We start from the raw sequence: 25,926 nt of genomic DNA, 5'->3' as shown, positions 1-25,926 counted from the left end.
ACTTTTTGCACTTTTGCACCATTGTATCACCCTTTTCTCCTGTCAACATGAATTTTGACTTCCGCCAGTTAGAAAACTTCACCAAAAATATTCTGATAAAAATGGGCTGCTCCGAAAAGGATGCGACTACAGCCGCAAAGGTGCTTTTGGCGGCCGACCTGAGAGGAGTGGATTCCCATGGAGTCGCCCGCCTTTCGGGGTATGTACGGTTATGGGAAGCCAATAGAATCAATGTCCGGCCTGATATCAGGGTCACGCACGAAACCCCGAGTACAGCGGTAGTAGATGGGGATGGAGGGCTGGGCCTGGTAGTCGCTCCTTTTGCCATGAAGGTCGCTATGGAAAAAGCAAAAATTGCAGGTACAGGCTGGGTATCTGTCAGGAATTCCAATCACTATGGTATTGCGGGAATCCATGCCATGGAAGCCATAAAGCAGGATATGATCGGCATATCACTGACCAATGCCAGCCCCCTGGTCAGCCCCACATTTTCCAAAGAAAGACTGCTGGGCACCAACCCCATTTCCATTGCCATCCCAGCCGGTGACCAACCCCCATTTGTTTTGGACATGGCCACCACCACTGCTGCCAATGGAAAACTGGAAATCCTACAGAGAAAACAAAAAGAAGCACCCTATGGGTGGATCCAGAACAAGGAAGGACAACCTAGCCGCAGCCCATTTGCTGTCAAGGAAGGCGGTGCCCTGTTACCCCTGGGAGGAGACCGGGAGCACGGCTCCCAAAAAGGCTATGGCCTGGGAGCCGTGGTGGATATATTTTCAGCAGTATTGTCAGGGGCCAATTACGGCCCATGGGTGCCTCCCTTTGTAGCTTTCCTGGAGCCTCATCCCAACCCCGTGGGTGAAGGTCTGGGGCATTTTTTTGGGGCCATGCGGGTGGATGCCTTCAGACCGGCGGATGAATTCAAAAGCCACATGGACAACTGGATCAAAAGGTTCAGGGCTGCCGAACCGGTGGCCGGTCAGGAAAAAGTATTGATTCCAGGTGATCCTGAGCGCGAGCTGGAAGCAGAAAGAAGGCAACATGGTATTCCTTTGCTGGACCCTGTGGTAGCAGACCTGAAAAATCTGGGCGATAGGTTGGGCGTTGACTGGGTACAAAAATGATCCGAAGTGTTAAGTTCCGGACATTCCTGAAAACATTGGGCCCGGGCATCCTCTTTGCCAGCACGGCCATTGGGGTATCTCACCTGGTCCAAAGCACCCGTGCCGGAGCAGAATACGGCTTTGCACTGGTCGGGTTTATCCTGGCGGCCAACCTTTTCAAATGGCCCTTTTTTGAATTTGGTTCCCGGTATGCCACCGCCACCGGGCGGTCTCTGATCGATGGGTATCAAATGATCAGTCCCTGGTATTCCAGGTTGTACCTGTTGATCAACCTGCTTTCCATGTTTTTTGTCAATGCGGCAGTGACTTTTGTCGCCGCAGGTTTCCTGCAAAACCTGTTTGCCATTTCTCCTCCTCCTGCTTTCTATTATGTGCCATCTCTGGTACTGTTGTGCTTTTCCTTTGGTTTCCTTGCACTGGGAAGATATTCCTTGCTGGATACCGGTATAAAAATCATCGGTTCATTCATGTTGATCAGCACCTTGCTGGCCTTCTTCATTGCGTTGTTTAAAGGACCGCAAAACCCTGTCGTTTTTGAATCGCCTTCTGCCAGAATAGGTCTGGAATCATTGCCATTTATCATTGCCTTGATGGGCTGGATGCCTTCTGCCATTGACTCCTCCACCTGGAACAGCCTCTGGACCATGGAGAGAAGCAAGCAAAGCGGCTACCTTCCTTCTGTAAAAGAAACTGTTTTTGAATTCAATATCGGTTTTTGGACTTCTGCCATTCTTTCCCTTTGCTTTGTAGTTTTGGGGGCCTACCTTTTGTACGGTACGGAAAACAGCCTGCCAGACAACAATGTGGGCTTTGCCTCCGGAGTAGTCAGGCTCTACGCTGCTCAATTGGGGTCCTGGACTTTTCCCATCATTGCTGCAGCAGGATTTACCATCATGCTGGGCACCTGTATAGGTGTGATGGACGGCTACGCCAGGTCTACAGCCAGGGTGATCTCCGTCATGCAGGGAAAGGAAGAAAAGCCGTCGGCTTACCTTTGGTGGTTGGGTCTGATCACCGTGGGGGGATTTCTGGTCATCACGTTGTTTATGGATGCTTTTAACCAGCTGGTAAGCCTGGCCACCACCATCTCCTTTCTGATCGCACCGGTCATTGCCCTGCTAAATTACCGGCTGGTATTCAGCGACCACCTGTCCAAAGCAGACCAACCCGGAACCGCCATGCAGCTGCTTTCTCTGGCAGGAATTGGATTTTTAGTGTTGTTTTCTTTGGTAATGATGTATTATTCCTGGTGGGGGTAAGAAACCCGGTAGTTTTATCCGCAGACCTGTTCCAGGAAAAAATATCCCGCCCCTACAGAACTTAAAATATTTAATGATCTCTAATTACGATGGGCTGCACCCATCGCTGGGAGATCTCTCCCTTTCAGGGTTGGAATATTGGGTAAGCTTTCTGAGATGGGATAAATTTAATACCAGGACATTAGGTACATCACAGGCTAAGTTGAATGTAAATTTGGGGTAGGACTAATAGTAAAGAAATTTTAAATCCATAGATTTTTTTTAGGACATAGCAGCATGAAAAATTGCTCGAAACACTAGCACTGAAAGTGCGCCATATCAAAACACAGGGTGAAGCCCTGTGACCAGCATCCTCTACCGGAACCCAAGCCCTGGAAGGGCGAAATATATTCCCCTACACATTACCGCAACACCTGATCAAACTGCACTTCCTGTGCCGCCAAAACAAACACCTTGGTGGAAAGGGCATTTGTTTTTTCCTTTAAAGAAAGGTAATACTCCTCAAAACTTTCCTCCCCCTCCAGGAATGCCAAACCCATCATTACCAGATCGGTGTTTTTGGATTCAACGGCCATAATATCCCAGAAATTTCTCCCCTCCGCTACCAGGATCTGATAGCCAAAACCTGTTCGCATCCCGGCAAAAATATTTTCCAGATTCTCTCTGGCTCCATGGTATGCTTCCTGGGTAGGTACCACCATTTTTACATTTACCCTTGCCTGCTGCCATTCCCTGCTATTTTTCAGCAGGTAGGCCAATATGATCATCAGGCTGCCGTTCTTCTTGAGTCCGCCCCACCAAATGTCTATGTGTTGTTTTTTCTTAAAACCCTTGTTCTCATCGTCCTGAACAATGATCACATTTTTCTTTGACCTGAAAAAATGCCGGATCATTTCTGAGTAAGGACGCAAACGCTCCTCTTCCCTGGTATCTCCCAGTAAAATGGTATTGGGTACCAATTGGCCCAAACCGTAGGCATTTACCAGCTGGGTGCCGCCGGTAAAAGGATCGGAAGCGCGGATTACCCGGACCAGTGCCTGGATATTTTTATTACCCAGGAAATCCATGATTTGAGATTCGTAATTTTTCACCTTCTCCTGAGGCACATTGTTTTCTGACACTACGGTGCTGACCGTAAAAAGCGCATTCCCATTGGTAATGTCATTCGCCAGTTCTATCAGGCGCCAGCGCTTTACGGGTGACCCTGACAATACCAGGATATTGGGCCGCCAGCTTTTGGCATCTCCCTCCTTTTCCAGCCTTAGTAGGGCATAACGTATGATGGAAGACAAAACCCCTTTGCCTAACCCTCCCCAGGTGGCGGTGATTCTCCTTCTTTTCAGCCAAATAAAGATCAGGGCAATGACGGAAAATGCAGCTATAGTGGCCAAAGGATTGATCAAAAACATGACCCCCGCACATCCCAGTGCTCCTAAAAGTGAAAAAACCCAATGAACTTTAAATTTGGGCCTGAAAGAAGGGCTTTTCAACAGTCGTTCTACACCGGCGGTAATATTTAAAACCGCATAGGTGGTGAGAAAAAACATGGTCAGTACCGGAGCAATCAGGTTAAGGTTACCAAAATAAACCGTCACCAATGTCAGGGCAATGGTAAATAGTGTGGCAGCTCTTGGAATCTTTTCCTTCCCAACCACCTTGCTGAAAAACCCAGCCCATTGCGGTAATATTTTGTCATTTGCCAGGGCCTGAAGCACCCTGGGAGCTCCCAGCAGGCTACCGGTAGCACTGGAAAGCGTAGCTCCCCAGATTCCCAGCAATATGGCTCCGCCCCAAATGGCAATCCTTTGCATGATCAGGGGGTCCTCCACCAGCGTTGCCGCATCTGCCCTACCTGCTAAAATGATCGGTAACAGCATGTAGATCACATAACCCACCCCTACCGCCATAAAAGTACCTTTCGGTATGGATCTGGCCGGATCCTTCAAATCTCCGGACATGTTGACACCCGTCATGATCCCGGTAACGGCAGGAAAAAAAATCGCAAATACCTGCCAGAAGCCTACCGATTGAGCAGCAGGCACGCCCCACAATTCAATTTGCGACTCCTCCAGAGGACTTCCCAGTACCAGGGAAACCAGGGATAGTCCAATCAAAACCATGATGAAATATTGCGCCTTTATGGTGGCTTCGGTCGAAAACAAGGCCAGAGCACCCAGTCCTAAAGTGGTGCAGATGCTGATCCAGCGAATCTCCAGATAGGGAAACACGGCGGATAAACTTTCGGAAAAACCAATGATATACAAGGAAACAGATAAGGCCTGGGCCAGATAAAGCGGGATCCCCACTGCTCCACCAATTTCTGCTCCCAGCGAACGGCTGATCAGAAAATAGGCACCCCCTCCCTTCACAGGAGTATTGGTAGCAATGGCTGATATGGAAAGGGAGGTCAGAAAGGTGATGGCGGTGGATAGGGTGACGATTAGCAAAGTACCGATTAACCCTACATTCCCCACTACCCAACCAAACCTCAGGTACATGATAACACCCAAAATGGTCAGGAGGGAGGGGGTAAATACCCCTCCAAAAGTACCCAATTTGTGACTTGATTTACCTTTTTTCCGCTTCCCTGGCATTTATCTTGTTTTGACAGGCCAAAAAAGAGAAAAAAATATGGCATTTCCCAAATACAAAAAGTATATCCCCTGATCTACGGTGTTATTACTCCTGGATAAGGCTACCGGAGCCGGACATCTTTATTTGCTCCACCCTGGGATTGCCCTGATATACAATATATCCAGAACCGGAAGCATCTACCGTCAGCTCTATTACACTTCCCAATGCCGTATTGCCTGATCCCGACTTTTTTACCACTACGGCTGCTGCTTGCAGTTTACCGGCCAGAAAGTCGCCGGAGCCAGATTGGTTGATTCTGGCCTGCTGCACTTCTCCTTCATGAATGCTCAGGTTCCCTGAACCCGTCTGCCGGATAGTTAATATTTGGGAAATCACTCCGGGAATGTCCAAATTTCCGGAGCCGGAAAAATCAATATTCATTTCATCGTCCACCTCAACCGGATCCAGAAAGAGTATATCTCCGGAACCACCCGAATTTATTGCCTGCAGGTCTGCATATACCACTGTCAATTGCAAATCAGGTTTTTTAAACTTCCCCTTGTCCAGTTTGATTTCCAACACCTGATCCTTAACCTCCGTTATAACCTTTTCCAAGTCCATATTGGAGGCTGTCAGGGTAACGGATGGCTGCTCACCCTGTTTCATGATCAAATTCCAACTGCCCGATGTCCTGACCTGGGTAAAGGGAGCAAGTTCTCTGGTTTCCTGCTGCTGAGCGCACAGCAAAAAGGGATAAACAAGGGCAATTAATAATCCGGAAAGCAGGGCAGATCTCATGACAATAGGATATTGATGTATTTAAATTTACAAATTTTATTCAAAAAAGACCATAAAATCCTTAAGGGTTTGCATCAAATTTCGCCATCATCAATTAGGAGAAATCACAATTTTCTTAAAACCCAAAATCCGCAAACCTGTCAGGTTTTTGTCGATATTCAACTAACAACAAAATTTGAGTAGATGAAACCGGACAGGTTTTACCTTTTCCCAATTAGTTGAATATTAGATTATATGGTGGATTAAGGGGAGAAATGCCTTCCGGATTTTGTTGATGCCCAAAAAATGAAACTACTGCCTTTGGAGCCAAAGTACCCAGGATTTATCATTTGCAGTGGGAGGATGACCCAAGTGCACCAGACCAGCTTCCAGTACGGCTACCGGTGCGCCGGTGGTATAGCTCTCCCCCAGTACAGGATCAAACCAACTGAGTTTGTATTGGCCTTCGGAAAGCCACAAACTGGCCTCTCCCCCTTCCCTTAAATACAAAACATGGTGTTGATCCTCATCGGTAAGCCCCCATATTTCAGTATCCCTGCCCTGAAACGGCTTCAGGTGCTGAAACGGGATTTCATTGTCCTGAAAAAAGGATTTGGCCAGCGCCATTGCCTGCCAGTAATCTTCATATTGGCGGTAATCTTCTATCCTGAGGTCCATCCCTTTTCCAATATAGAATTCCACACCTGCTCCCCCAGCCATCAGTGCTGCCCAGAGTGAATTGTTGCTCCAGGTTTCCAGATCCGGAAACTCAGGGTTGGTGTAAGGCTCATCATAGCTTACTACCCAGGGATAGCCTTTTGAGGCAGACAGTTCTTTCCAATGCAAAATGCGCTCATAGCCATAGTAAGGGTTTTCAAAGTTACCCTGATAACTTATGCCTGAAAAAGATTTGTACCCTACAAGTCCTTCAAAAATCGCATCTGTATCGGATGGTCCATTGTGGACGACGATCAATTCGGAATTGGGCAATAATTGTTTCAAATAATCTGCATACTGCCTGCGTTGGGCTGTGGTATTTCCTTTCCCATAAGTGGGCTCATTGTCCCAGCCACTTTCCTCCCCAATATTCCAGGTGACGGCATTCAGGTATCCAAATCTCGCTGCCATCTCCCGGTAAAAAACCTTTCTGGAGTCGGCAAACGTTCCGCCTTCTTTGTGTTCGAAATAGGATTGATTTTCCTGCTCGGAAAGGACCAATTGGGGCATCAGACCAACCTGCATCATGTGATCAAAAACCAGCTGCCATTGATCCAGTTTGGACAAATCATATTGGTAATAATCATCCGGACCTGTCCAGGGAAAAGCCTGCTTGCCATCTCCATAGGCATTCATCAGCATGAAATAATGGGCATTGATCCCCTGGTTTTTCAGGTAATTGATTACCCCGATGATCCCCTTCCCCTTATTTTCCTGCCAGAGCGGATCGCCACTTTTCCAATCCTTCACATGTGAGGGATAAGACCTCTCAGAGCTTGTTCCATCAAATTCACCATATTCCAAAAATACTTCGGGGGAATTGGCTCCCATTTTTAAAAAATAGCTTTCGTCTGTAAACTGTAAAAAATGCTCCCCGATGTATTGCAACTTGCCTTTTGCCAAAAAGGCTGGTGCGGAGGCATCGGGAGGCAATATGCTAATGGTACCGGTATCACCATGAAAATACGAACCTTGTGACCAATCGGGTTCCTGGCTAATGGCAACCCGATCTCCCCGGATAAACCTGGCCTCATAGCTCCATACCCCCGGAACCAGGGGTAAAAAATGGGCACGCCAAACATTCCCTTCCTTGGCGCCACTTTCTCCGGCTACACCATCTCCGGCAAAATACCCGGGTACGCTTATCTTCTGCTCCTCCGGACCTGTAAAAACAACTTGAAGCCGGTGATCCAGGAAAGTATCTTCTTCTTCCAAAGCATGGGGGCCCTCCCAGGAAAGGGTCAATTTCTGGTAAGCCCTCAAATTGCCTGTTATATTGGCTTGTTGCCCGAAGGATGATGCCGTAGACAGGGATATAAGCAGGAAGGTGGCCAGTATTTTCATATGTTTATAGTTTGTTTTAAGCGGTCAGATGAAATCTTTGTCGATTTCATGTTTGATTTAGATATTTTATTAAAGGTAAGTAAATGAAAAAAATATCACAAAAAGATAATTTTGAATACTGTTCCTATTTCTTATATATAGGATGACCTTTCTATTTTATAAGGTTTTACCCGTTGATTGATTGGTTTTTGAAGGATATTTATTAAATTCATTCATTCATCTAATCAAATAACAATAAAAACTATGGAAAAGTACCTTGGAAAATTTGCTCCCCAACTGTATGCCATTTTAAGAATTGTGGCAGGTTTTTGTTTTGCCATGCACGGCTCCCAAAAATTGCTGGGTTGGCCCGGAGGCGATGAACCTAAAGAATTATTTTCAATGATGGGCTTTGCAGGAGTCGTAGAACTTGTCGGCGGCATCCTTATCATGATTGGTCTTTTGGGAAGCATTGCAGCCTTTATTTCAAGTGGTCAGATGGCAGTAGCTTTTTTTATGGCTCATGTCCCACAAGGCTGGAACCCATTATTGAATGGAGGAGAAAAAGCCTTGATTTATTGTTTCCTTTTCTTGTTCATCGCTGCTTCCGGTTCCGGAATATGGAGTGTAGATGGCAATAAAAAACCCTCCGCAGCCGGATAGCTATTGACGGTGTGCAACAAGTAAAAACTTACACTGCAATCATTGGCCCGTTTTTATGAAAATCAAATGGGTAAATGATCAGTTGAACAGACTGGATGCTCAAACCTTCGGCATATTCCGCAGGAAGCGTTTTCCGGTCTGTTTTATTAGGTCATTGTCCACATTTTAATTTTTCATGCGCTATTCTATATAAATCATTGGTATTTTTAGTGAAAATCATTACTTTAATCTCCTGTATTAATCCTAAACCTAATTTTCGATTTTAGTTATCGATTCAATAGATTCAGTTTTCAATTAAAACCCAATAACCATGTGTAAAAACCACGGCGTAGCATACGTCAAACCCGGAGAAGTAGAAGTAAGAGAGATTGACTATCCCAAACTGGCCTTAGGAAATCGAAAATGCCATCACGGGGTCATCCTTAAGATCGTTTCCACCAATATTTGCGGCAGTGATCAGCACATGGTCAGGGGCCGTACCACCGCCCCTGAAGGCTTGATCCTTGGACACGAAATTACCGGACTCGTGATTGAAGCCGGCCGGGATGTGGAGTTTATCAAAGAAGGTGATCTGGTATCCGTTCCTTTCAATATTGCCTGCGGGCGCTGCCGCAACTGCAAGGAAGGGAAAACCGGCATTTGCCTGAACGTAAATCCTGCCCGACCAGGCGCTGCCTACGGGTACGTGGACATGGGGGGCTGGGTAGGTGGCCAATCCGAGTACGTAATGGTACCTTATGCAGATTTTAACCTGTTGAAATTTCCTGATAAGGATCAGGCCATGGAAAAAATCAGGGACCTGACCTTGCTCTCCGATATATTCCCAACCGGCTTTCACGGCGCCGTGACCGCTGGTGTTGGTCCCGGGTCCATAGTCTACGTGGCAGGTGCCGGCCCGGTAGGACTGGCCTGTGCGGCTTCTTGTCATTTACTTGGGGCAGCCGTGGTGATTGTGGGCGACATGATTCCCGAACGCCTGGCTCAGGCCAAAAGCTTTGGCTGCGAAACCGTAGACCTGAGGAATAAAACCCCACTGGCCGATGCCATTGCTGATATCGTGGGTGTGCCCGAAGTGGATTGTGCCGTGGATTGCGTGGGGTTTGAAGCAAAAGGCCATGGAGCCGATGCCGATAAGGAAGCACCTGCCACGGTGCTTAATTCGGTGATGGATGTGACCCGGGCCGGAGGTGGTATTGGCATTCCAGGCTTATATGTTACAGGGGATCCCGGAGCGGTCGATGAGGCGGCCAAAAAAGGAAGCCTGAGCATCCGCTTGGGATTGGGCTGGGCAAAGTCCCATAGCTTTCATACCGGACAGTGCCCCGTGATGAAATACCACCGGCAACTGATGCAGGCCATATTGTACGACAAGGTGCAGATTGCCAAAGCAGTGAATGTACAAATCATCTCGCTGAAGGAATCCGTGCAGGGATACAAAGATTTTGATGGCGGTGCCGCCAAGAAATTTGTAATCGACCCCCATGGATTAATCCCAAATTGATCAAATAGCCTACCGGGCGGCATATGACCTGGTAGCTTTTTTTAAACTTCAGGAAAACAGTAAAACACCGGGTCTGGCAATTATTTCCAGCCCGGGTTTTTTAAATAAGGCCTGCCTCTGCGCTGCACTACCTACAAAAATTGTTGCCAAGTTGATTAATATTGCCAATGAAACCGACTGACAGGAAGTTATGAACACACGATTACTCCTAAGCAGCCTGACCTTAGGCACCCTCGCTTTTTTCGCTTGTGAAAACCGGGAAGCAAAAAAGGAAAAACTCAATGTGCTGTTTATTGCCTTAGACGATTTACGTCCTGAATTGGGTTGTTATGGTCTTGACTATGTACATACACCGAACATCGACCAATTGGCGGCTGAAGGGCGGGTATTTTTCAATCACTTTGTCCATGCGGCAGCATGCGGACCTTCCAGGTCCACCTTGCTTTCAGGCATTCGAACCACAGACTGGGACATTTTCAAAACCATCCGTGAATCCGGATCGAAACCGGCCGGAATTTTTTCCCTGCCCCAACTCTTTAAAGAAAACGGGTACCGTACCGTCGGTATCGGTAAGATTTCCCACCAACCGGGTGGGGTGATGGATTCACTGCAAACCCTGCACGAGGTACCTTACAGCTGGGATGAATCCTATGCCCCCGTAGGTGAGTGGAGGGAACCCTGGAGTGCGTTTTTCTCCTATGCCGGAGGCAAGGCGCGGACAAGCTATTACAACAGGCCAACCAACCGCAGCCTGCCCCCCTTCGAGGCTGCAGCGGTGGACGACGAGGGCTATGCGGATGGGCACAATGCAGCAGCAGCCATCCGGCAACTGCAGCAACTAAAGGATTCCACGTTTTTTCTGGCTGTGGGATTCTACAAGCCCCACCTCCCCTTCAATGCTCCCAAACAGTATTGGGACATGTACGATCCCGAAAATATCCCCGCTTCTGACTACCAGGAAATGCCGGAAAATGTCACCTCCGACCTGAGCTTGCACCACGGTCGCAACAGCTACGAACCACGGGGAACGTATACCTGGCCCGGCGATACTCTTGGCTGGAGGATTACGCCAGAACGGGAAAAAACCCTTAAACACGGGTACCTGGCAGCGGTTAGCTACGTCGATGCACAGATAGGCAAGGTACTGGACGAGCTGAAACGCCTGGATTTGGATGACCGAACCGTCGTGGTCTTGTGGGGAGATCATGGCTGGCACCTGGGTGATTACGGCATCTGGGGCAAACATACCAATTTCGATATCGCCCTCAATAGCCCGCTCATTGTCCGGCAACCCAAGATGAAGCAACCCGGTGTGCCGGCACATGGCCTGGTGGAGACCGTGGATATTTTCCCCACACTTGCCGATTTGTGCGGGATTACTGCCCCTGGCCATCTGGATGGAACAAGCTTCACCTCCGCTTTGGATAACCCGGAAGCCCCGCTCAAGGAGTACGTACTGGGAGAGCGAGATGCCTGGGGGGTGCTCGGAAGGACGGTACGAAGCCGGGATTACCGATTGATGGTATGGATCGACAAAGCGAGCGGAGACACCCTGGAAATCAACCTGTTTGATAACCGGGAGCAACCGCTGCCCCATCAAAATATCCGGGAAGACCATCCACAACTTGTGCCGGACCTGAAGAAAAAACTTGCGGACATCGACCAGGAAAAAACGGATTTTTTTTCCACGCTATAAACGGGTCGGGATTCAATCCAATAGGGAAGGGTCACCCAATTTCCCCATAAACAGGATGGCACCGCTGTGCTTTTCCTGAATAAAAAACACAAACGGCTTATCCAGCTTATATTCTGAAAAAGATGGGAGACTTGTTTCTCTGATTTCTACTATGGTAGCAGCTGCTGCTTCGCTTCCTTTTTCATCTACTTCAATCAAGGCCTCATGGATTACGCGACTTATTTTTAAAGGTGCGGTAGTATTGGCAAACAAACGGGTAAAATTTCCTGGATGACTTTGAAATGGAAGTGTAAGCCCCAGGCTTATCAGGTCATTTTTCAGATTATCTACTTTATAGCGCATTTTAAATTTCGGCATGTGCAGCAGAAAATCGCTTTCCCTCGCCTCTTCCCGGAACTGCTCCAACTTCTCCAGGTCCAGCCCTTCCAGCTTTTCCTGCAATCCTTCACCTGAGGTCAAAATCCCCAGGCTGTACTGCCCGGTGCTGTATGGGATTTCCAGGTAGTCCAAACCATTGTCCGTATGGAATTTCAGGGTAGTGGCCTCAGCCAACTGCATCATGTCGACCTCTATCTCAGCTCCCTCGGATGTAGTGAAGGGAGCCTTTTTTGTCAGTTCCTCATCAAACCGGTATTTCCAGTCTGCTTTAAAATATATGGCATTGACCAGGTACATGACCGCACTGGACGGAACCTGATCCAACATATCCCTGATCAGTCCTTCCGTGTTCGTTTCAATCCACTGATTGATGATGTTGGCTGCCTGAGGATTGGACATGTCCAGGGAAGCCAGTTCGGCATCATAGGCTTCACGTAGCCTGCTGGCAAAGCCTTCATCAAGGGTATAGCCTTGCTTGTACCAAATGGCATTGGCTATAGCTAACCGGACCTTTGGGTCCAATTCCATCAAAAATCGGGTAAGGGTACCGGCCGCCTCGTTTGCCTCCTCCATGTACAAACCCTCAAAATGGAGTACTTTCCTGAATTGCTCCAAGGTCTCCCCCTCATTTCCGTTCATCGCCATGGCAAGTGCCAGGTGAATGCTGTAAGGACTGAAAAATTGGTTGGGACCTTCCTGGGTTTGTAGCTGCTGAAAGAGGTCCATCGCAAAGGCAGAACTGCTGTTTACCAGAGAATTCTCTGCCGTTTGAAGGGTCCGGATCCTGGGTTCCAGTGGTTGATCCTCCCCGGTCAACCCATTACAGGACCAAAACAACCAGCAAAGCGAAGCGAAAAGACAGCAATAATTTTTCATGTGTTTATAATTTTCTTTGATTGGTCAGATGGAATCTCACATGCTTTATTATCATCCCACTGTGTGACGTTCTCGTCATGCTCGATTTCATGATAACTTCCGATTTTGGTTATTACCCAGACGCATAACAAACCTCATGTGCTACAATGCTTATCGGGAAAAGAAACGTTCATGGTCATTTTTTTTCCTGGAAGGTATAAATGGGCTGCAGGAATCACGAAGGCAATATTTATTTGAAAGGCCTACTTTTCCCCAGACTCCGAAGGCTTCACTGTTAATTCGATGGATTTATTCATCAGTTTTTCAGCCATCCACCTTAAAAATAACCAGACCAAGAAAAATCCTACTGCATCAGTCAACCCGTTGAGCATGATAAAGTCAAGCTGCTCATGCCAATCCAGGTGCCGCTGATGGAGGAACCAATCGTACATCCCCGTACCCAAAGAAAAGGAGATCAAAAGCCAAAGGACAGCACTTATAGCTGGCCAATAAGATAAACTTCCGGTATTGAATTTAATATGCATCATTTTATTTTCCATTTAGTTGGATACAAAATAAAGGATGCCCATTGATCCCTGCATTGACCTATGTTAAGTTTGGTAGATAACCTTTTACCACCAACCCTGAATGATTTGGCCCCGCTTTAAAAAAATATCAGGCCAACTTTATGATCTCAGCATTTAAGTTAATCCCTGATTTAATTCAACAGAGAAGGATCACCCAGTTTTCCCATAAAAAGAATGGCCCCGCTGTGCTTGTCCTGGATTAAGAAAACAAAGGGTTTGTCCAAGGCGAATACCCTGGGTTGATGGGGTCCTACAGAAGTGTAACTCACTTCCACGATGGTGGCTGCTGGGGCCTCGCTTCCCCTTTCATCCACTTCAATCAGCGCATCATGGATGACCCTGCTGATGTACATGGGGTCTGTGGGATGGGCAAAGAGTTTGGTAAAGTTCATGGGACTCGGATAAAAGGGTTTTTCCAGGCCCAATGCCATCAGGTCTTCATTCATTTTCTCCATCTTGTACCGTAGCTTAAATTTGGGCATCTGCAGAATAAAATTGGCTTCGGTCGCATTTTCCCTCCAGTATTCCAGGTCTTCAAAGGAAAAGTCCTGCAGCTTATCATCCAGGTCAAATTCGTCCGAAATGATCACGCCCATATTATACTGTCCGGTGCTGTAAGGTATTTCGAGATATTCCAGTCCGCCATCACTGAAATACCTCATCGATGCTGCTTCTTCCATTCGCATCATGTCCACTGCCACTTCATCCCCTGGGCTGACATGAAAAGGTGCTTCTCGGGTATTGGATGCATTGAAGCGGTACTTCCAATCTGCCTTGAAGTAGATGGGATTGACCAGGTACATTGCGGCATTGGCTGGAATAGCATCCAACATGTCTTTGATCAGGCCTTCAGTGTTTTGTTCAATCCAATTGTTGATCACATTGACCGATTGGGGATTGCCCATGTCCAATCCAACCACTTCTGCACCGAAACTGTTGCGTACCGTTTCTTCAAACTCCGGATGGACTTCCCATTCCTGCTTGTACCAAATGGCATTGGCTATAGACAGCCTGACTTTAGGGTCCAGCTCCAGTAAAAATTTGGTCAGGGACTGGGCTGCTTCGTTGGCTTCTTCCACTCCCATACCCCCATACCTTAATACCTGGATGAACTCCTCCAACACTTCTCCTTCGTTGCCGTTTATGGCCATGGAAAGGGCCTGATGGATGCTGTAAGGGCTGAAAAACTGATTGACATCTTCGGATTTCTGGAGCTGATGGAACAGGTCCATGGCAAAGCGGGAACTGGACACGACCATTTCCTGCTCTTCTGCCTGCAGCACCCGGAGGTTGGGTGTCGCGGGTTCCCCTTCGCCACCGATCCAGTCACAGGAGCCTAACAAGAATAAATAAAAAAGGGCACAAGTCAGGTTGGGTTGTCTGTTCATCATCTGCCGGGTTTGGTTTCTCTGGCCATACGTAGAAAAGCACGAAAATGCGACAAGTCCGACTATAGTTTTTATGATTTACATACAGCTGTAGTGCCTATCGGGTATTAACTGTCAATCAGGAATTTGATCAGCGCTTATTTTTAAAAAAACCAATCATCTAATCTATTCGTATAGTTTATGAAATAAAACCTCTTCTCTAAACCATTGTCAACCATGAAAGTTCGGCTGCTCTTCCTCGTCCTCCTCTCCACCTCCTTTACCATTCTGAACGGGAATGCGCAGCAATTATTGGGTGGCATCCATCTGAAATCAGGTATTCCCACCGGGGCATTTGAAAGGGAGTCAGGGATAAGTGTTATTCCGGAATGGAGTGCCAGCGGCTTGCATAGCATAAAAGGCACCCCACTTTTCATTGGTGCAGAACTCGGGTATGGGCGCTATGGAACGGCGGTGACCAGAAGAAAGGATATTTTCCCCGGAGTCAACCAACGCTTCCGGATCAGAAGGAACAACAATTTTGTCAACCTCATGGGAGTAGTCAGGTTAATGCCCGATTTGAATTGGAAATTCCGTCCCTTTTTGGAAGGGCAGATTGGGGCAATCCATACTTTCACCAGGTCACGCATCCGGGAAAACAGGTTGGCCGATCCCATAGCCTCCGGGACGGAGCACTACGATTGGGCCTTGATGCTGCAGGCAGGTGCAGGAGTAATGGTTGCGGTAAATTCCAGCAGGGATACTTTTATTGAGTTAAAGGCAAATTATGTGCATTCGGGGAAAATTAATTACCTGAGCAGGGAAAGTGCTACCTACAGCGAGCAGGGAGAATTACTGCTGGCGCCAAAAAGGTCAGCGTTTAACATGATTCAACCATCGCTGGGAGTTAAATATTTGTTTTAAGTGAAAATCTGGAGATACAAACCTTTTTTTGTGGCCTAAGCCCATAAAAAATGTGCAACAAACGGGGTCTGTTGCACATGAATTGATACAGTTCTATGCTTTTTCCAATGCAATTAAGAGGTTTTGTTATCACTCTGCTCTTTACAGTCCTCCGCTTGTTTCAGTTGGACTCTTAGGATTGGGAGCTTTTCAGTAGCCCAGGCTTTGATTTCAGGATCTTCGGAATCATTCGCTGCGTTTTCAAATAACTTGATTGCGTCTTCATGCTGATCAACCATTCTATCGCTATAGCTCCTGCCAAAATCATTTCCTGTTTCTTCATTAAGATCATTGTAAGCCTCCATGGAATCGTCTGTGGCTGAGCCTGGCAAGGACATCGATTTTGATTGGGCCAGCGCATTGATTTCAGTCTGGGATTTGGTGTTTTCTGCTTCCATTACCCTACCGAATTCTTTTACCTCAGGCGAATCGCCCTTTTCCTGAGCCAATTTTCCGAAGTTGATCATTTCCATTTGCATTTCTGCCGCTTTCCTTAAAAATGTCGAGTCATTGTCATTTTCGATTACCACGATGGTATGATCACTAGTAGGCACTGTATTGACTTCTTCCTGGTTTGTCACCTCGTTTGAATCTACCGTTTTATTATCAGAACAAGCAGATACTGCCACTATTAGTCCCGCCATCCATAAGGATTGAACAAAGACTGATTTAAAATCTATGGGATTTTTCATTACACTTTTAATTGGTTTAGTTATTAATTCAATTTTCAAATGTTTGCCGTTTTTTAATCTGGTATCAAAGGGGATTTTGGTTCTGTTTCCCCATCAATACTGACAAATGCTCCTGCTCCTATTTTCCGGGGCAGTTTTACCGGGACCACCATCTCTTTTTGCCTGATACTTCCTTATCTTGATCCGGATTATCATTCATCTTGGAAAGGATTCCCTTTTTCTTGCTTGTGGGCACTACCTTTTTCTTTTCCTCAGATTTGTCATTTAACCTGGCTAACACTCCTTTATCAGAATTAGCCGCTTTCTTCCAGAATTTTTTCATGATAAGTTTGTCATGTTTTTTTGACATTTATAGAATACAAATTTTAACATTATTAATTCAAAATAATTATATTTTGTTTTGATTTTATTATAAATTTAACAGTTAGTCATCTAGTTCGAATATTATACCAGATTAAATAATCGGGATGAAACGATTAATTCCTTATCCCGATGGGTCAACCAGATTTAGTTGGCAAGTACTGATTGGTACCAGACGATCCGTTTGCGCCGAAAACTTTCCATTTACCACATTGAATTTGCATTTTTCAGGATTTATTAGAAGATTATAAAAAAAATCTCCAGTACCTACCAAAATAACTCATGCAACGAAGACAATTTTTGAAACTGGGATCCCTGGGCACCATGGCGGCATTTGCGGGATACCCCTTTGCATCCCATGCCCGTTCCGATTTTAAAATCAATAAAATCCGCTACCATGCTGCGCCAGGCTACAACAAACCCCTGTTTAACCAGGCAAGGGGCATCGTAGAAGTAGAGACCGATTCGGGGCTGATCGGTATAGGAGAAGGGGGTACTCCTGATATGGTAAGGCAGTGTGCGGAAATGTTGATTGGGGAAGACCCCTTCCGTATCGAACACCTGTGGCAGTACCTGTACCGGGGCATGTTTTACCCGCCCGGAAAAGAAAAACTTCACGGCTTGGGCGCCATTGAAATGGCGCTTTGGGACCTGAAAGGCAAGGCACTTGATGTACCTGTCTATGACTTATTGGGGGGCAAAACCCGAAACTATGTGGAATGTTATGCCACAGGATTCCGAAATTCAAATGCCAGCACCATGGAAGGAAGGGCGCAGGACTGCCTGGAAGCGGGGCTCAGGTGCTACCGCATCGGCCCTACCGGAGGAAACGGAGATATGCCCTTTGATTTTTACGAGCACAGCAAAAAAACCATCGCCCTTTGTCAGCAGCTGGACAAGGCAGTGGGAGGCAACGGCAACTGGGCAGTAGACTTGCACACGCGCTTCGACACGCCGGAAGCCATCAAGATCTGTGATGCCCTGGAAGAATTGGAACCCTATTTTGTAGAAGACATCATCCGATCAGAGAATCCAGAGGTATACCGGACCATCCGAAACCAGACCAAAGTACCTATTGCTGTAGGGGAGCAATTTGGCGACCGCTGGGACAGCAATGTACTGATGGAAAACCACCTGATCGACTACAGCCGGGTGACCCTTCCCAATACCGGGGGCATCACAGAGCTAAAAAAAATCATTGCCATTGGCGAAACACATTACGTGGGCATCATCCCCCACTTTACCGGCCCGCTTTCTACGGCAGCCCTGGTGCATGTGCTGGGCTCCTCCAGTCCCACCCGCTGCATGATAGAACTGGCCGGCGGAGAGCCTGAAAAACCTGCCTATTTTAATCAAGACTTCATTGATTTCAGAGAAGGAAAGGTGCACCTCAACGACAGACCCGGATTGGGGGTCACTTTTGATCCGAAGAAGGCAGACTTCCTATTTGAGGTCACCAAAAATACGGAGTTTACACATCCCTATCTCAAAAGCCCGGATGGAGCCATTCATAATTGGTAATTTAAAAAACATCCAGACCATTTAATCCCAAATAAACCCAGCCCTATGCCAAGTCAAGTCAAGAAAAAAACCAAAAAATCTTCTGCACCTCTATCCCGAAGGGCCGCCATTCAATCTGTTCTGGGGCTGGCTGGAACCGGCCTGATGCTACCCTTATCCTCCTATGCGCAGCAGCCCGATCCACAGAACCTGAGAAAAAACGAGGTGAGGATTACCAAACTGGAGACCTTTCTGGTCAAGCCCAGGTGGATATTTCTAAAAATCCATACCGATGCCGGAGTTGTCGGTCTGGGAGAGCCCTTACTGGAAGGCCGGGCCCTGACCATACAGACGGCCATCAAGGAAATTGAACCCTACCTTATTGGTAAAGATCCCCGGCGGGTGGTACACCATTGGCAGGCCATTTACCGGCATGCATTTTACAGAGGCGGCCCTATCCTAACCTCCGCCCTCAGCGGCATAGACCAGGCCTTGTGGGATATTAAGGGTAAACTGCTGGGAGTTCCGGTCTATGAGCTTTTTGGAGGTCCTACCCGGGATCGGGTGAGGATTTACGGGCGGGCCAGCAATGCCCAGGACATGAAAGCACGGAAAGCAGAGGGTTATATGGTCATCAAAACAGGAGTGGCCAAAAAGCAACCTGCCAGAATCGTTGAAAACCCGGCATTCATCCAACATGCCGCAGACAATTTTGCCTCCCTCAGGGAAGCGAGCGGACCGGAAATGGATATTGGCATTGATTTTCACGGGGCCATATCCCCACAAACGGCCAAACTACTCATCAAAGAACTGGAGCAATACCAGCCGATGTTTATCGAAGAGCCCTGCCAGGCCCAGAATGTAGATGTATTGGTGGACATTGCCCGTAGCACTCACCTGCCTATTGCCACCGGCGAACGAATCTTCACCAAATGGGGCTTCAGGGAATTGTTGGAAAAGGGCGCCGCCAGCATCTTACAGCCAGATCTTTGTCATGCAGGTGGTTTGACAGAAGGACGACTGATTGCCGGCATGGCAGAGGCCTACTATGCGGCCATCGCCCCTCACAATCCCATGGGACCGATTTCCCTGGCCTGCGGCCTGCACCTGGCAGCCAGCATACCCAATTTCCTGGTGCAGGAGCAGGTTTCTCTGGGAGAGGGCTATCTGAAAAACCCATTCAAATTGCAGGCAGACGGCACCCTTTTGATTCCTGAAGGACCGGGGTTGGGGATAGAACTGGATGAAGATGCCTTGCAGGATAAGATCGGCCATGACTGGACCAATCCTGAAACCTATGATCCACGTGATGGATCGGTAGTGGATTGGTGAGCCAATTCTCCTTTATATTTCCATAAGCTTCAAACCAAAACATGAAAAATATGCCTACAGAAACGAATAACTCCAGAAGAAAATTACTCAAAGGAATTGGGTTGGGTGCCATGTCGGGCCTCTTCGGCTTGTACAATGGCAATGCGGCACTGGCCAAAACAGAAAAAGAGACACCCGCTTACCTGAACGGGTTACCCCCTTTGAAAATTACCAATGTCAAAGCCATAGGCACTGCTCCCAGTGGCTCCAATCTCATTGTGGTAAAGGTGGAAACATCTGAACCCGGCTTATACGGCCTGGGATGCGCCACCTTTACGCAGCGGGCCTTTGCTGTTATTACAGCAATTGAAAAATACTTGCAGGATTTCTGCGTGGGCAAGGACGTAGACAATATTGAAGACATGTGGCAATCAGCCTTTGTCAGTTCCTACTGGCGCAACGGCCCTGTCCTGAACAATGCCATCAGTGGCCTGGATCAGGCCCTTTGGGACATCAAAGGCAAAAGGGCCAACATGCCCGTTTACCAGCTGCTGGGCGGGAAATCTCGTTTCGCTGTTCCCTGTTATACCCATGCCAGTGGCAATACCCCCGAAGCTGCCGCCGATCAGGTATCCGGATACATGGAGGAAGGCTACCGCTATGTACGTATCCAGCAGGGAGGCTATGGTGGAACCGGGCTTACCGGAGAGCCGGATTTCAAAAAACAAAGTTATGGGCGGGAAAGCGACCAGTACATGGATCAGGGCAAATACATCCGGGATGTACCGAAGCTTTTTGAAACCGTGCGGAGGCAATGTGGTGAAGAAGTGGAATTGCTGCACGATATCCACGAGCGACTGGAACCCATGGATGCCATTCGGGTGGTCAAAAGTACGGAACCTTATCATCCCTTTTTTATAGAAGACCCCTTTTCTCCGGAGCAAATGGAGTGGTTTCAGGCCTTGCGGGAAGCTACCACCGTACCACTGGCCATGGGCGAGCTCTTCAATAATATCAATGAATTCAAGGAGCCAATCACCAACAGGATGTTTGATTATATCCGCATCCACATCTCCCAAATCGGAGGCATCAGTCCGGCCATGAAGGTAGCGCGACTGGGGGAATTTTACGGGATCAAAACTGCCTGGCATGGCCCTGGGGATGTTTCGCCCGTAGGGCATGCCGCCAATGCGCACATTGATCTGGCGGTATGGAATTTTGGCATTCAGGAAGCCGCACGCATTTCCGACCTGTCCCGGGAAATTTTCCCTGGTTCACCGACCATGAAAGACGGCTACATGTGGGTAAACGAAGCTCCGGGGCTGGGAGTAGACATCAACGAGGAGCTGGCAGCCAAATACCCCATGCATACCCGCTCCAACTGGACGGTAAGAAAGTTTGACGGAACGATTATACGGCCTTAGATTGAGGGGAGATTGAAGGGAGATTGGGTCTCTTTTTCAATCTTTTTTCTTCAATCTTTGCCCTATCATGTGAAAACTCATAAAATGAAAGGATAACAAAATCATAAACCTAAACACGAAATGATGAAACTAGGTGCATTTTCCGTTAGTCTCAGTGTCAAGGACATCAGGGCTTCCAAACAATTTTATGAAAAGTTGGGGTTTTCCGTATTTGCTGGAGACCTCGAAAAGAAATACCTCATCATGAAAAATGAAGCCAGCCTAATCGGCTTGTTTGAAGGGATGTTTGAAAACAATATCCTGACCTTCAACCCGGGGTGGGATGCGGACGCAAAAACACTGGCTGATTTTGAAGATGTGCGGGAAATCCAGGCCAGGTTAAAGGAAAAGGGCCTCCGTTTGGATCAGGAAGCAAACGATACGTCCAGCGGACCTGCCAGCATCGTCCTGACCGATCCGGATGGCAATGCGATCCTTATTGATCAGCATGTTTAGTGGTTTGTTCGGCAGGCAAACAGCCATGCCCGCCCGTATTATCTAACTTTTCAAATTTGGTTGGTAATTTCGAATTGTCGGCTACCTTGCGGTAACTTAAAAGATCTATGTCTTCCTCAAACATTCACCTAAACCCCATCAAACTGGGTATTCAGCTTGAAAACATGCCCCATGGGGTTTACAGAAAACTATTGGTTCCCGGTTACATCAACATGATGCAACTTCACGGCGTCCTTCAAATTGCAATGGGCTGGACATTTAGTCACCTTTTTCAATTTATAGACACCCGGCAGCGACCTAAACTTATTGCCAGCTTTGGAGAAATCGATGGTTTTGAGGAACTGCCTCCGAATGAGTTTGAAGCGCACAGGATCCAGCTTAAAAGAGATTTCATGGAAACGCTGGGAAGAAAAAACCTTTGGTACTGGTATGATTTCGGGGATGATTGGTGGCATAAGATCAGCCTTTTAAAACCTACCAAAAAGGAGCTTATGCATTTTGAGGGATTCCCCGTTTGCCTTGATACCTTTGGTAAGTGTCCTCCGGAAGATGTAGGCGGACCATGGGGTTATCAGGAATTTTGTGATGCCATTGACAATAAAAAACATCCGGAATACCGTTCCTACCGGGAATGGCTGGGGCTTGACATGAAAACCCCTTATGAGTTGGAAAAAGTGGCCATAGCTCCAATAAATGAAACATTAAAAGCCTATTTTCACTCCAGGGAATGGAGCCGTGATACCCGGCAATCGTTTGAGGAGGGTTGGGTGGATTTTTTTAATTGAAAGAAAGGAGGAGTATAATGCGGAATTTGGTTAGGTAAATTAAACAAGTAAAACGGATCATTTCTCGCATGTCACATGTAACCGAATTACATATTGATTTCATTCTTATACTGGAATTAATTACCCTACTCTTATTTCTTTTCCATAAAATCAATAAGGTGAATTCCAATGTTCGACCAACTCCACCAAATTACGAGGGACTGTCTTAAACTGGATTTCCAGGAAAAAACTCTCAAGAAATACCCTCATTTAAAAGAAGATTTCCAAGCTTTTTATCTGAAGCCTACGGAGATACGTCTGGAAATGAAGCGGGATGTTAATTTTGGGTATATCGTAAATGCCAAAGTACTGATTGACAATACTTCAGTTTTTGTAATTCCATAGTAAAGATTGATTTCCCCGGAAGCTGGCCCATACAAAATTTAAAAAAACTCATATAATTTCACTGGGTTTCTGTTGGTTATTTCATAACCTGCTTTACGTAGATTACGTAACGCACATCACGAAACATAAGAAAGCCTTCCAATCCATTTGTCCTTAGCGGTTACCACAGTCCGGCCTACTTCTGCAACAGGAAAACGGAGTTGGCCTGGCTGGAGGAGCAGTTTAGCAATTGTTAACTGATTTTCAGTGGAGGACCTTGAAAGCGATCGCCTCGCAAGAAATCGTATCCTCCCCCACGGCCCAGGAATTTATTGCCAAATATAGCCTTGGTGCTGCCAGCTCAGTAAGTACAGCCCTACAGTTACTTGTAAAAAAAGAGTTTGTTGTTTATCAGAAAGACCACTACCGCCTTCATGACACCCTATTAATGAGGTGGCTACAACAACTTTAATAAGCCAGATTCAGAGCGAAAATACCATTAACCCACATGCATAAGGCCAAACTTCCTGGTATTCACAATGCCTTAGTTCAATGTAAAAATTGAACATCACAGGCACCCATATCGCCTACCTGCACACCTGCCACCGCAAACTCTGGCTCTTTGCCCATGGCATACGGATGGAGCATACTTCGGATATTGTAGCCGAAGGCAAACTCATTGGAGAAACCAGCTATCCCGACCGTTCGAAAAAATATACTGAACTGGAACTGGATGGTATCAAAATCGACTTTTACGATGCCAAAAACAAAGTCATTCACGAAGTCAAGAAAACCGATAAGGTCGAACAGGCACATATCGCTCAGGTTAAGTATTACCTGTATATTTTGTCAAAAAATGGAATCGAAGGGGCCAGTGCGCTACTCGAATACCCCAAAATGAGGCAAACTCAAATTGTGGAATGGGAAGAAGGGGATCAAACGCTGGTGCAAGGTTGGGTACAGGAAGTGAAAGCACTTATTTCCCAGGAAAACTGTCCCTCTTTGGAGAAAAAAAGCATCTGCCGCTCCTGCAGCTATTTTGACTTCTGTTATGCAACCGAAAGTGCCGATAATGAGTTAATTTAGTATATTGAACCAAAAAAAGAATGGAAACCAAGATCACTATCAGCACGACAGATCAAAACCTCGTACACCAAATATTGGATTTGATCAAAGGTGAACAGGCGACCTATCAATTGGAAACGGCTGAACAAAAAAGCAATGAAAAATTGGTTGATGTCATGGATCGAAAATCTGATTTTTAGCTATCCGATAAATTGAAAAAAACCTACTACCTCTTCAACCCAGGGCGGCTCAGTCGAAAGGATTTCACATTGAAATTCACTCCGGTCGATGATGCGGGAAAAGAAAGCACACCCAAGTACATCCCTGTGGAGGGCGTCTCGGACCTGTATTGCTTTGGCAGCCTGGACGCCAATTCGGCCTTGTATAATTTTCTGGGAAAAGCGGGCATCAGCGTGCATTTTTTTGATTATTACGAGCATTACACGGGCAGTTTTCAGCCAAAAGAATACCTGCTGGCCGGAAAAATGAAGATCCAACAAACCATGCACTATTCCCAATTGGAGAGTAGATTGAAAATCGCCAAAAAATTTGTAGAGGGAGCTTCCTTTAATATCAGTAAAAACCTGAAGTACTACCAAAACCGGGGCAAAGACCTGGAAGACTCCCTGAAGAAAATTTCCCAGTTCGGTATGCTTATAGATGCTGCTGCGGATATTCCTGCTTTGATGGGGGTAGAGGGCAATATTCGGCAGGAATATTACCGGGCCTTTGACCTGATCCTGAAAGACCATGCCACGGAAGGTCGGAGCAAGCAGCCCCCCATGAATGAGGTAAACGCGCTGATTTCCTTCGGCAACATGATGTGCTATACACTTTGCCTGGATCAGATTTACCATACCCAGCTCAATCCTACCATCAGCTTTCTGCATGAACCAGGATACAGAAGGTACTCTCTGGCACTGGACCTGGCAGAGATATTCAAGCCCATTCTGGTGGATCGCACCATTTTCCGGGTATTGAACAAAAGGGAAGTCAAATCCAAGGACTTTGATTTTCATGTCAATAAGGTCATTTTGAAGGAAAGCGGCAAAAAAGCCTTTATCCGGGCGTTTGAAGAACGGCTGAATGAAACCATCAAACACAGGACCTTGAAAAAACAAGTAAGTTACAAGCATTTGGTGAAGCTGGAGTGCTACAAACTGAGCAAGCATTTGCTGGGAATGGAAACCTATCAGCCATTTAAAGTTTGGTGGTGAGCAAATCTTATTGGGGTGTAACCAAATAGGGGGATGGGATTGCATTCCATCTTGGATGAACAAATCACACATTAACTCATTAGCATGTACATCATTCTGGTTTACGACATTGGCGAAAAGCGGGTTGGCAAGATGTTAAAGCTCTGCCGGCAATACTTGAATTGGATCCAGAACTCCGTGTTTGAGGGAGAAATCACAGAAGTAAAGTTGAAAGAACTTATCAGTCAGGCCAGGTTGTTTATGAAGGAAGAAGACGACAGTTTAATTATTTTTAAGAGCCGGGAGCAGAAGTGGTTGGAAAAGGAAATCATCGGCCAGGACAAAAATGACCTGGACACGTTTATTTAGGGGTTTTGGTTGTCGATCAATGGGACACTGTGGAAATTTTACGGAATTTACCCCTACCCAGGACCCAATAATCCCGGATTCAAGCCTTAGCGGCTGGTTGTCGAATACAGGGAAAAATCCTGTTATTGGGCATCGACAATCTCCGTGCAAAAAACCAAAGAGAAAAGCCTTTATTTTACAAGAATTTGGCCTATTTTTGTTTGCAGGCCGACGGCCCTTAATCGCACCATACAGGAATTGAAATTCTGCTATTCCAAGTTTACCAAACTGATTAACCGCCCCCTTAATCGCACCATACAGGAATTGAAATATCATTATCAGGCAGCCCTTCGATCAGCCTATTAATCCCTTAATCGCACCATACAGGAATTGAAATAAAGCTACTTGCAAAGATATTGAGGGCAATGGCTGACCCTTAATCGCACCATACAGGAATTGAAATACAATTAACAGGACTGGAAGGGAATGAATTGAAGGCCCCTTAATCGCACCATACAGGAATTGAAATTACGGAACTACTAACACCATAAATATCTCTTCCTATCCCTTAATCGCACCATACAGGAATTGAAATATTCC

The 25,926-nt window shown here is 46.7% G+C and carries 23 protein-coding genes and 1 CRISPR repeat array; of the genes, 15 read left to right on the top strand and 8 right to left on the bottom strand.

The features are described 5' to 3' along the window. Window positions 1-47 precede the first annotated feature (47 nt). Both GL182_RS03055 and GL182_RS03050 read left to right on the top strand, forming a co-directional pair. Window positions 48-1,127, top strand: coding sequence for an Ldh family oxidoreductase (locus GL182_RS03055; protein ID WP_163378073.1), 1,080 nt, complete (start codon window positions 48-50; stop codon window positions 1,125-1,127). Then, window positions 1,124-2,386 (top strand): NRAMP family divalent metal transporter, encoded by a 1,263-nt coding sequence (locus GL182_RS03050; protein ID WP_163378072.1) that lies wholly within the window; start codon window positions 1,124-1,126, stop codon window positions 2,384-2,386. The genes GL182_RS03055 and GL182_RS03050 overlap by 4 nt, the downstream gene beginning before the upstream one ends. A gap of 401 nt (window positions 2,387-2,787) precedes the next feature. Here the strand turns inward: GL182_RS03050 and GL182_RS03045 are convergent, their stop codons facing one another. The 3 genes from GL182_RS03045 to GL182_RS03035 all read right to left on the bottom strand — a co-directional run bounded on the left by GL182_RS03045 (window position 2,788) and on the right by GL182_RS03035 (window position 7,798). Beyond that, window positions 2,788-4,980 carry an amino acid permease gene (locus GL182_RS03045; RefSeq protein WP_163378071.1) on the bottom strand — a complete coding sequence of 731 codons (2,193 nt, stop codon included), beginning with the start codon at window positions 4,978-4,980 and terminating at the stop codon, window positions 2,788-2,790. A gap of 85 nt (window positions 4,981-5,065) precedes the next feature. Further along, complete coding sequence (locus GL182_RS03040) at window positions 5,066-5,758, bottom strand: head GIN domain-containing protein (RefSeq protein ID WP_163378070.1); 693 nt, start codon at window positions 5,756-5,758, stop codon at window positions 5,066-5,068. Between the two features lie 291 nt (window positions 5,759-6,049). Next, window positions 6,050-7,798 carry a DUF5060 domain-containing protein gene (locus GL182_RS03035; protein ID WP_163378069.1) on the bottom strand — a complete coding sequence of 583 codons (1,749 nt, stop codon included), beginning with the start codon at window positions 7,796-7,798 and terminating at the stop codon, window positions 6,050-6,052. 243 nt (window positions 7,799-8,041) lie between these two features. Between GL182_RS03035 and GL182_RS03030 the strand changes: the two genes are divergently transcribed. The 3 genes from GL182_RS03030 to GL182_RS03020 all read left to right on the top strand — a co-directional run bounded on the left by GL182_RS03030 (window position 8,042) and on the right by GL182_RS03020 (window position 11,637). Next, window positions 8,042-8,440, top strand: a complete 399-nt coding sequence (locus tag GL182_RS03030) for a DoxX family protein (RefSeq protein ID WP_163378068.1) — start codon at window positions 8,042-8,044, stop codon at window positions 8,438-8,440. Between the two features lie 310 nt (window positions 8,441-8,750). Then, window positions 8,751-9,941: a formaldehyde dehydrogenase, glutathione-independent gene (gene fdhA / locus GL182_RS03025; protein WP_163378067.1), complete on the top strand. Its 1,191-nt coding sequence runs from the start codon at window positions 8,751-8,753 to the stop codon at window positions 9,939-9,941. 190 nt (window positions 9,942-10,131) lie between these two features. Beyond that, window positions 10,132-11,637 carry a sulfatase gene (locus GL182_RS03020; RefSeq protein ID WP_163378066.1) on the top strand — a complete coding sequence of 502 codons (1,506 nt, stop codon included), beginning with the start codon at window positions 10,132-10,134 and terminating at the stop codon, window positions 11,635-11,637. A gap of 12 nt (window positions 11,638-11,649) precedes the next feature. Here the strand turns inward: GL182_RS03020 and GL182_RS03015 are convergent, their stop codons facing one another. The 3 genes from GL182_RS03015 to GL182_RS03005 all read right to left on the bottom strand — a co-directional run bounded on the left by GL182_RS03015 (window position 11,650) and on the right by GL182_RS03005 (window position 14,848). After that, on the bottom strand, window positions 11,650-12,891 hold the full coding sequence (locus GL182_RS03015; RefSeq protein WP_163378065.1) for a serpin family protein: 1,242 nt from the start codon (window positions 12,889-12,891) through the stop codon (window positions 11,650-11,652). Between the two features lie 242 nt (window positions 12,892-13,133). Continuing rightward, window positions 13,134-13,418 carry a hypothetical protein gene (locus GL182_RS03010; RefSeq protein WP_163378064.1) on the bottom strand — a complete coding sequence of 95 codons (285 nt, stop codon included), beginning with the start codon at window positions 13,416-13,418 and terminating at the stop codon, window positions 13,134-13,136. A 170-nt stretch (window positions 13,419-13,588) separates the two neighbouring features. Next, window positions 13,589-14,848, bottom strand: a complete 1,260-nt coding sequence (locus GL182_RS03005) for a serpin family protein (protein WP_240469545.1) — start codon at window positions 14,846-14,848, stop codon at window positions 13,589-13,591. A 213-nt stretch (window positions 14,849-15,061) separates the two neighbouring features. Between GL182_RS03005 and GL182_RS03000 the strand changes: the two genes are divergently transcribed. Further along, complete coding sequence (locus GL182_RS03000; protein WP_163378063.1) at window positions 15,062-15,748, top strand: hypothetical protein; 687 nt, start codon at window positions 15,062-15,064, stop codon at window positions 15,746-15,748. Between the two features lie 113 nt (window positions 15,749-15,861). Here the strand turns inward: GL182_RS03000 and GL182_RS02995 are convergent, their stop codons facing one another. Together GL182_RS02995 and GL182_RS02990 are read right to left on the bottom strand one after the other, a co-directional pair. Further along, entirely contained in the window at window positions 15,862-16,479 is a 618-nt protein-coding gene (locus tag GL182_RS02995) for a DUF4142 domain-containing protein (protein ID WP_163378062.1), read from the bottom strand. 136 nt (window positions 16,480-16,615) lie between these two features. Then, window positions 16,616-16,801, bottom strand: coding sequence for a hypothetical protein (locus GL182_RS02990; RefSeq protein WP_163378061.1), 186 nt, complete (start codon window positions 16,799-16,801; stop codon window positions 16,616-16,618). A gap of 320 nt (window positions 16,802-17,121) precedes the next feature. Between GL182_RS02990 and GL182_RS02985 the strand changes: the two genes are divergently transcribed. The 9 genes from GL182_RS02985 to cas2 all read left to right on the top strand — a co-directional run bounded on the left by GL182_RS02985 (window position 17,122) and on the right by cas2 (window position 25,347). After that, window positions 17,122-18,360 carry a mandelate racemase/muconate lactonizing enzyme family protein gene (locus GL182_RS02985; RefSeq protein ID WP_163378060.1) on the top strand — a complete coding sequence of 413 codons (1,239 nt, stop codon included), beginning with the start codon at window positions 17,122-17,124 and terminating at the stop codon, window positions 18,358-18,360. 45 nt (window positions 18,361-18,405) lie between these two features. Further along, on the top strand, window positions 18,406-19,671 hold the full coding sequence (gene dgoD / locus GL182_RS02980) for a galactonate dehydratase (RefSeq protein WP_163378059.1): 1,266 nt from the start codon (window positions 18,406-18,408) through the stop codon (window positions 19,669-19,671). A gap of 41 nt (window positions 19,672-19,712) precedes the next feature. Next, entirely contained in the window at window positions 19,713-21,074 is a 1,362-nt protein-coding gene (locus GL182_RS02975) for an enolase C-terminal domain-like protein (protein WP_410492705.1), read from the top strand. A 123-nt stretch (window positions 21,075-21,197) separates the two neighbouring features. Beyond that, on the top strand, window positions 21,198-21,569 hold the full coding sequence (locus GL182_RS02970; protein ID WP_163378511.1) for a VOC family protein: 372 nt from the start codon (window positions 21,198-21,200) through the stop codon (window positions 21,567-21,569). Between the two features lie 107 nt (window positions 21,570-21,676). Then, window positions 21,677-22,354 carry a plasmid pRiA4b ORF-3 family protein gene (locus GL182_RS02965; protein WP_163378058.1) on the top strand — a complete coding sequence of 226 codons (678 nt, stop codon included), beginning with the start codon at window positions 21,677-21,679 and terminating at the stop codon, window positions 22,352-22,354. A gap of 924 nt (window positions 22,355-23,278) precedes the next feature. Beyond that, on the top strand, window positions 23,279-23,803 hold the full coding sequence (cas4, locus tag GL182_RS02960) for a CRISPR-associated protein Cas4 (protein ID WP_163378057.1): 525 nt from the start codon (window positions 23,279-23,281) through the stop codon (window positions 23,801-23,803). 20 nt (window positions 23,804-23,823) lie between these two features. Beyond that, on the top strand, window positions 23,824-23,982 hold the full coding sequence (locus GL182_RS02955) for a hypothetical protein (RefSeq protein ID WP_163378056.1): 159 nt from the start codon (window positions 23,824-23,826) through the stop codon (window positions 23,980-23,982). 69 nt (window positions 23,983-24,051) lie between these two features. Next, entirely contained in the window at window positions 24,052-24,999 is a 948-nt protein-coding gene (cas1b, locus tag GL182_RS02950; RefSeq protein ID WP_240469543.1) for a type I-B CRISPR-associated endonuclease Cas1b, read from the top strand. A gap of 84 nt (window positions 25,000-25,083) precedes the next feature. Beyond that, complete coding sequence (gene cas2 / locus GL182_RS02945; RefSeq protein ID WP_163378054.1) at window positions 25,084-25,347, top strand: CRISPR-associated endonuclease Cas2; 264 nt, start codon at window positions 25,084-25,086, stop codon at window positions 25,345-25,347. Window positions 25,348-25,561: 214 nt separating this feature from the next. Next, a CRISPR array of direct repeats spans window positions 25,562-25,921; the repeat unit is 30 nt; unit sequence CCCTTAATCGCACCATACAGGAATTGAAAT. Between the last annotated feature and the right edge of the window lie 5 nt (window positions 25,922-25,926).

The organism is Cyclobacterium sp. SYSU L10401 (assembly GCF_010993705.1).
In the GTDB taxonomy this organism is placed as follows: domain Bacteria; phylum Bacteroidota; class Bacteroidia; order Cytophagales; family Cyclobacteriaceae; genus Cyclobacterium.
Note: the sequence above shows the minus strand (reverse complement) of the source record. Positions and strands in the feature narration are given on the sequence as shown.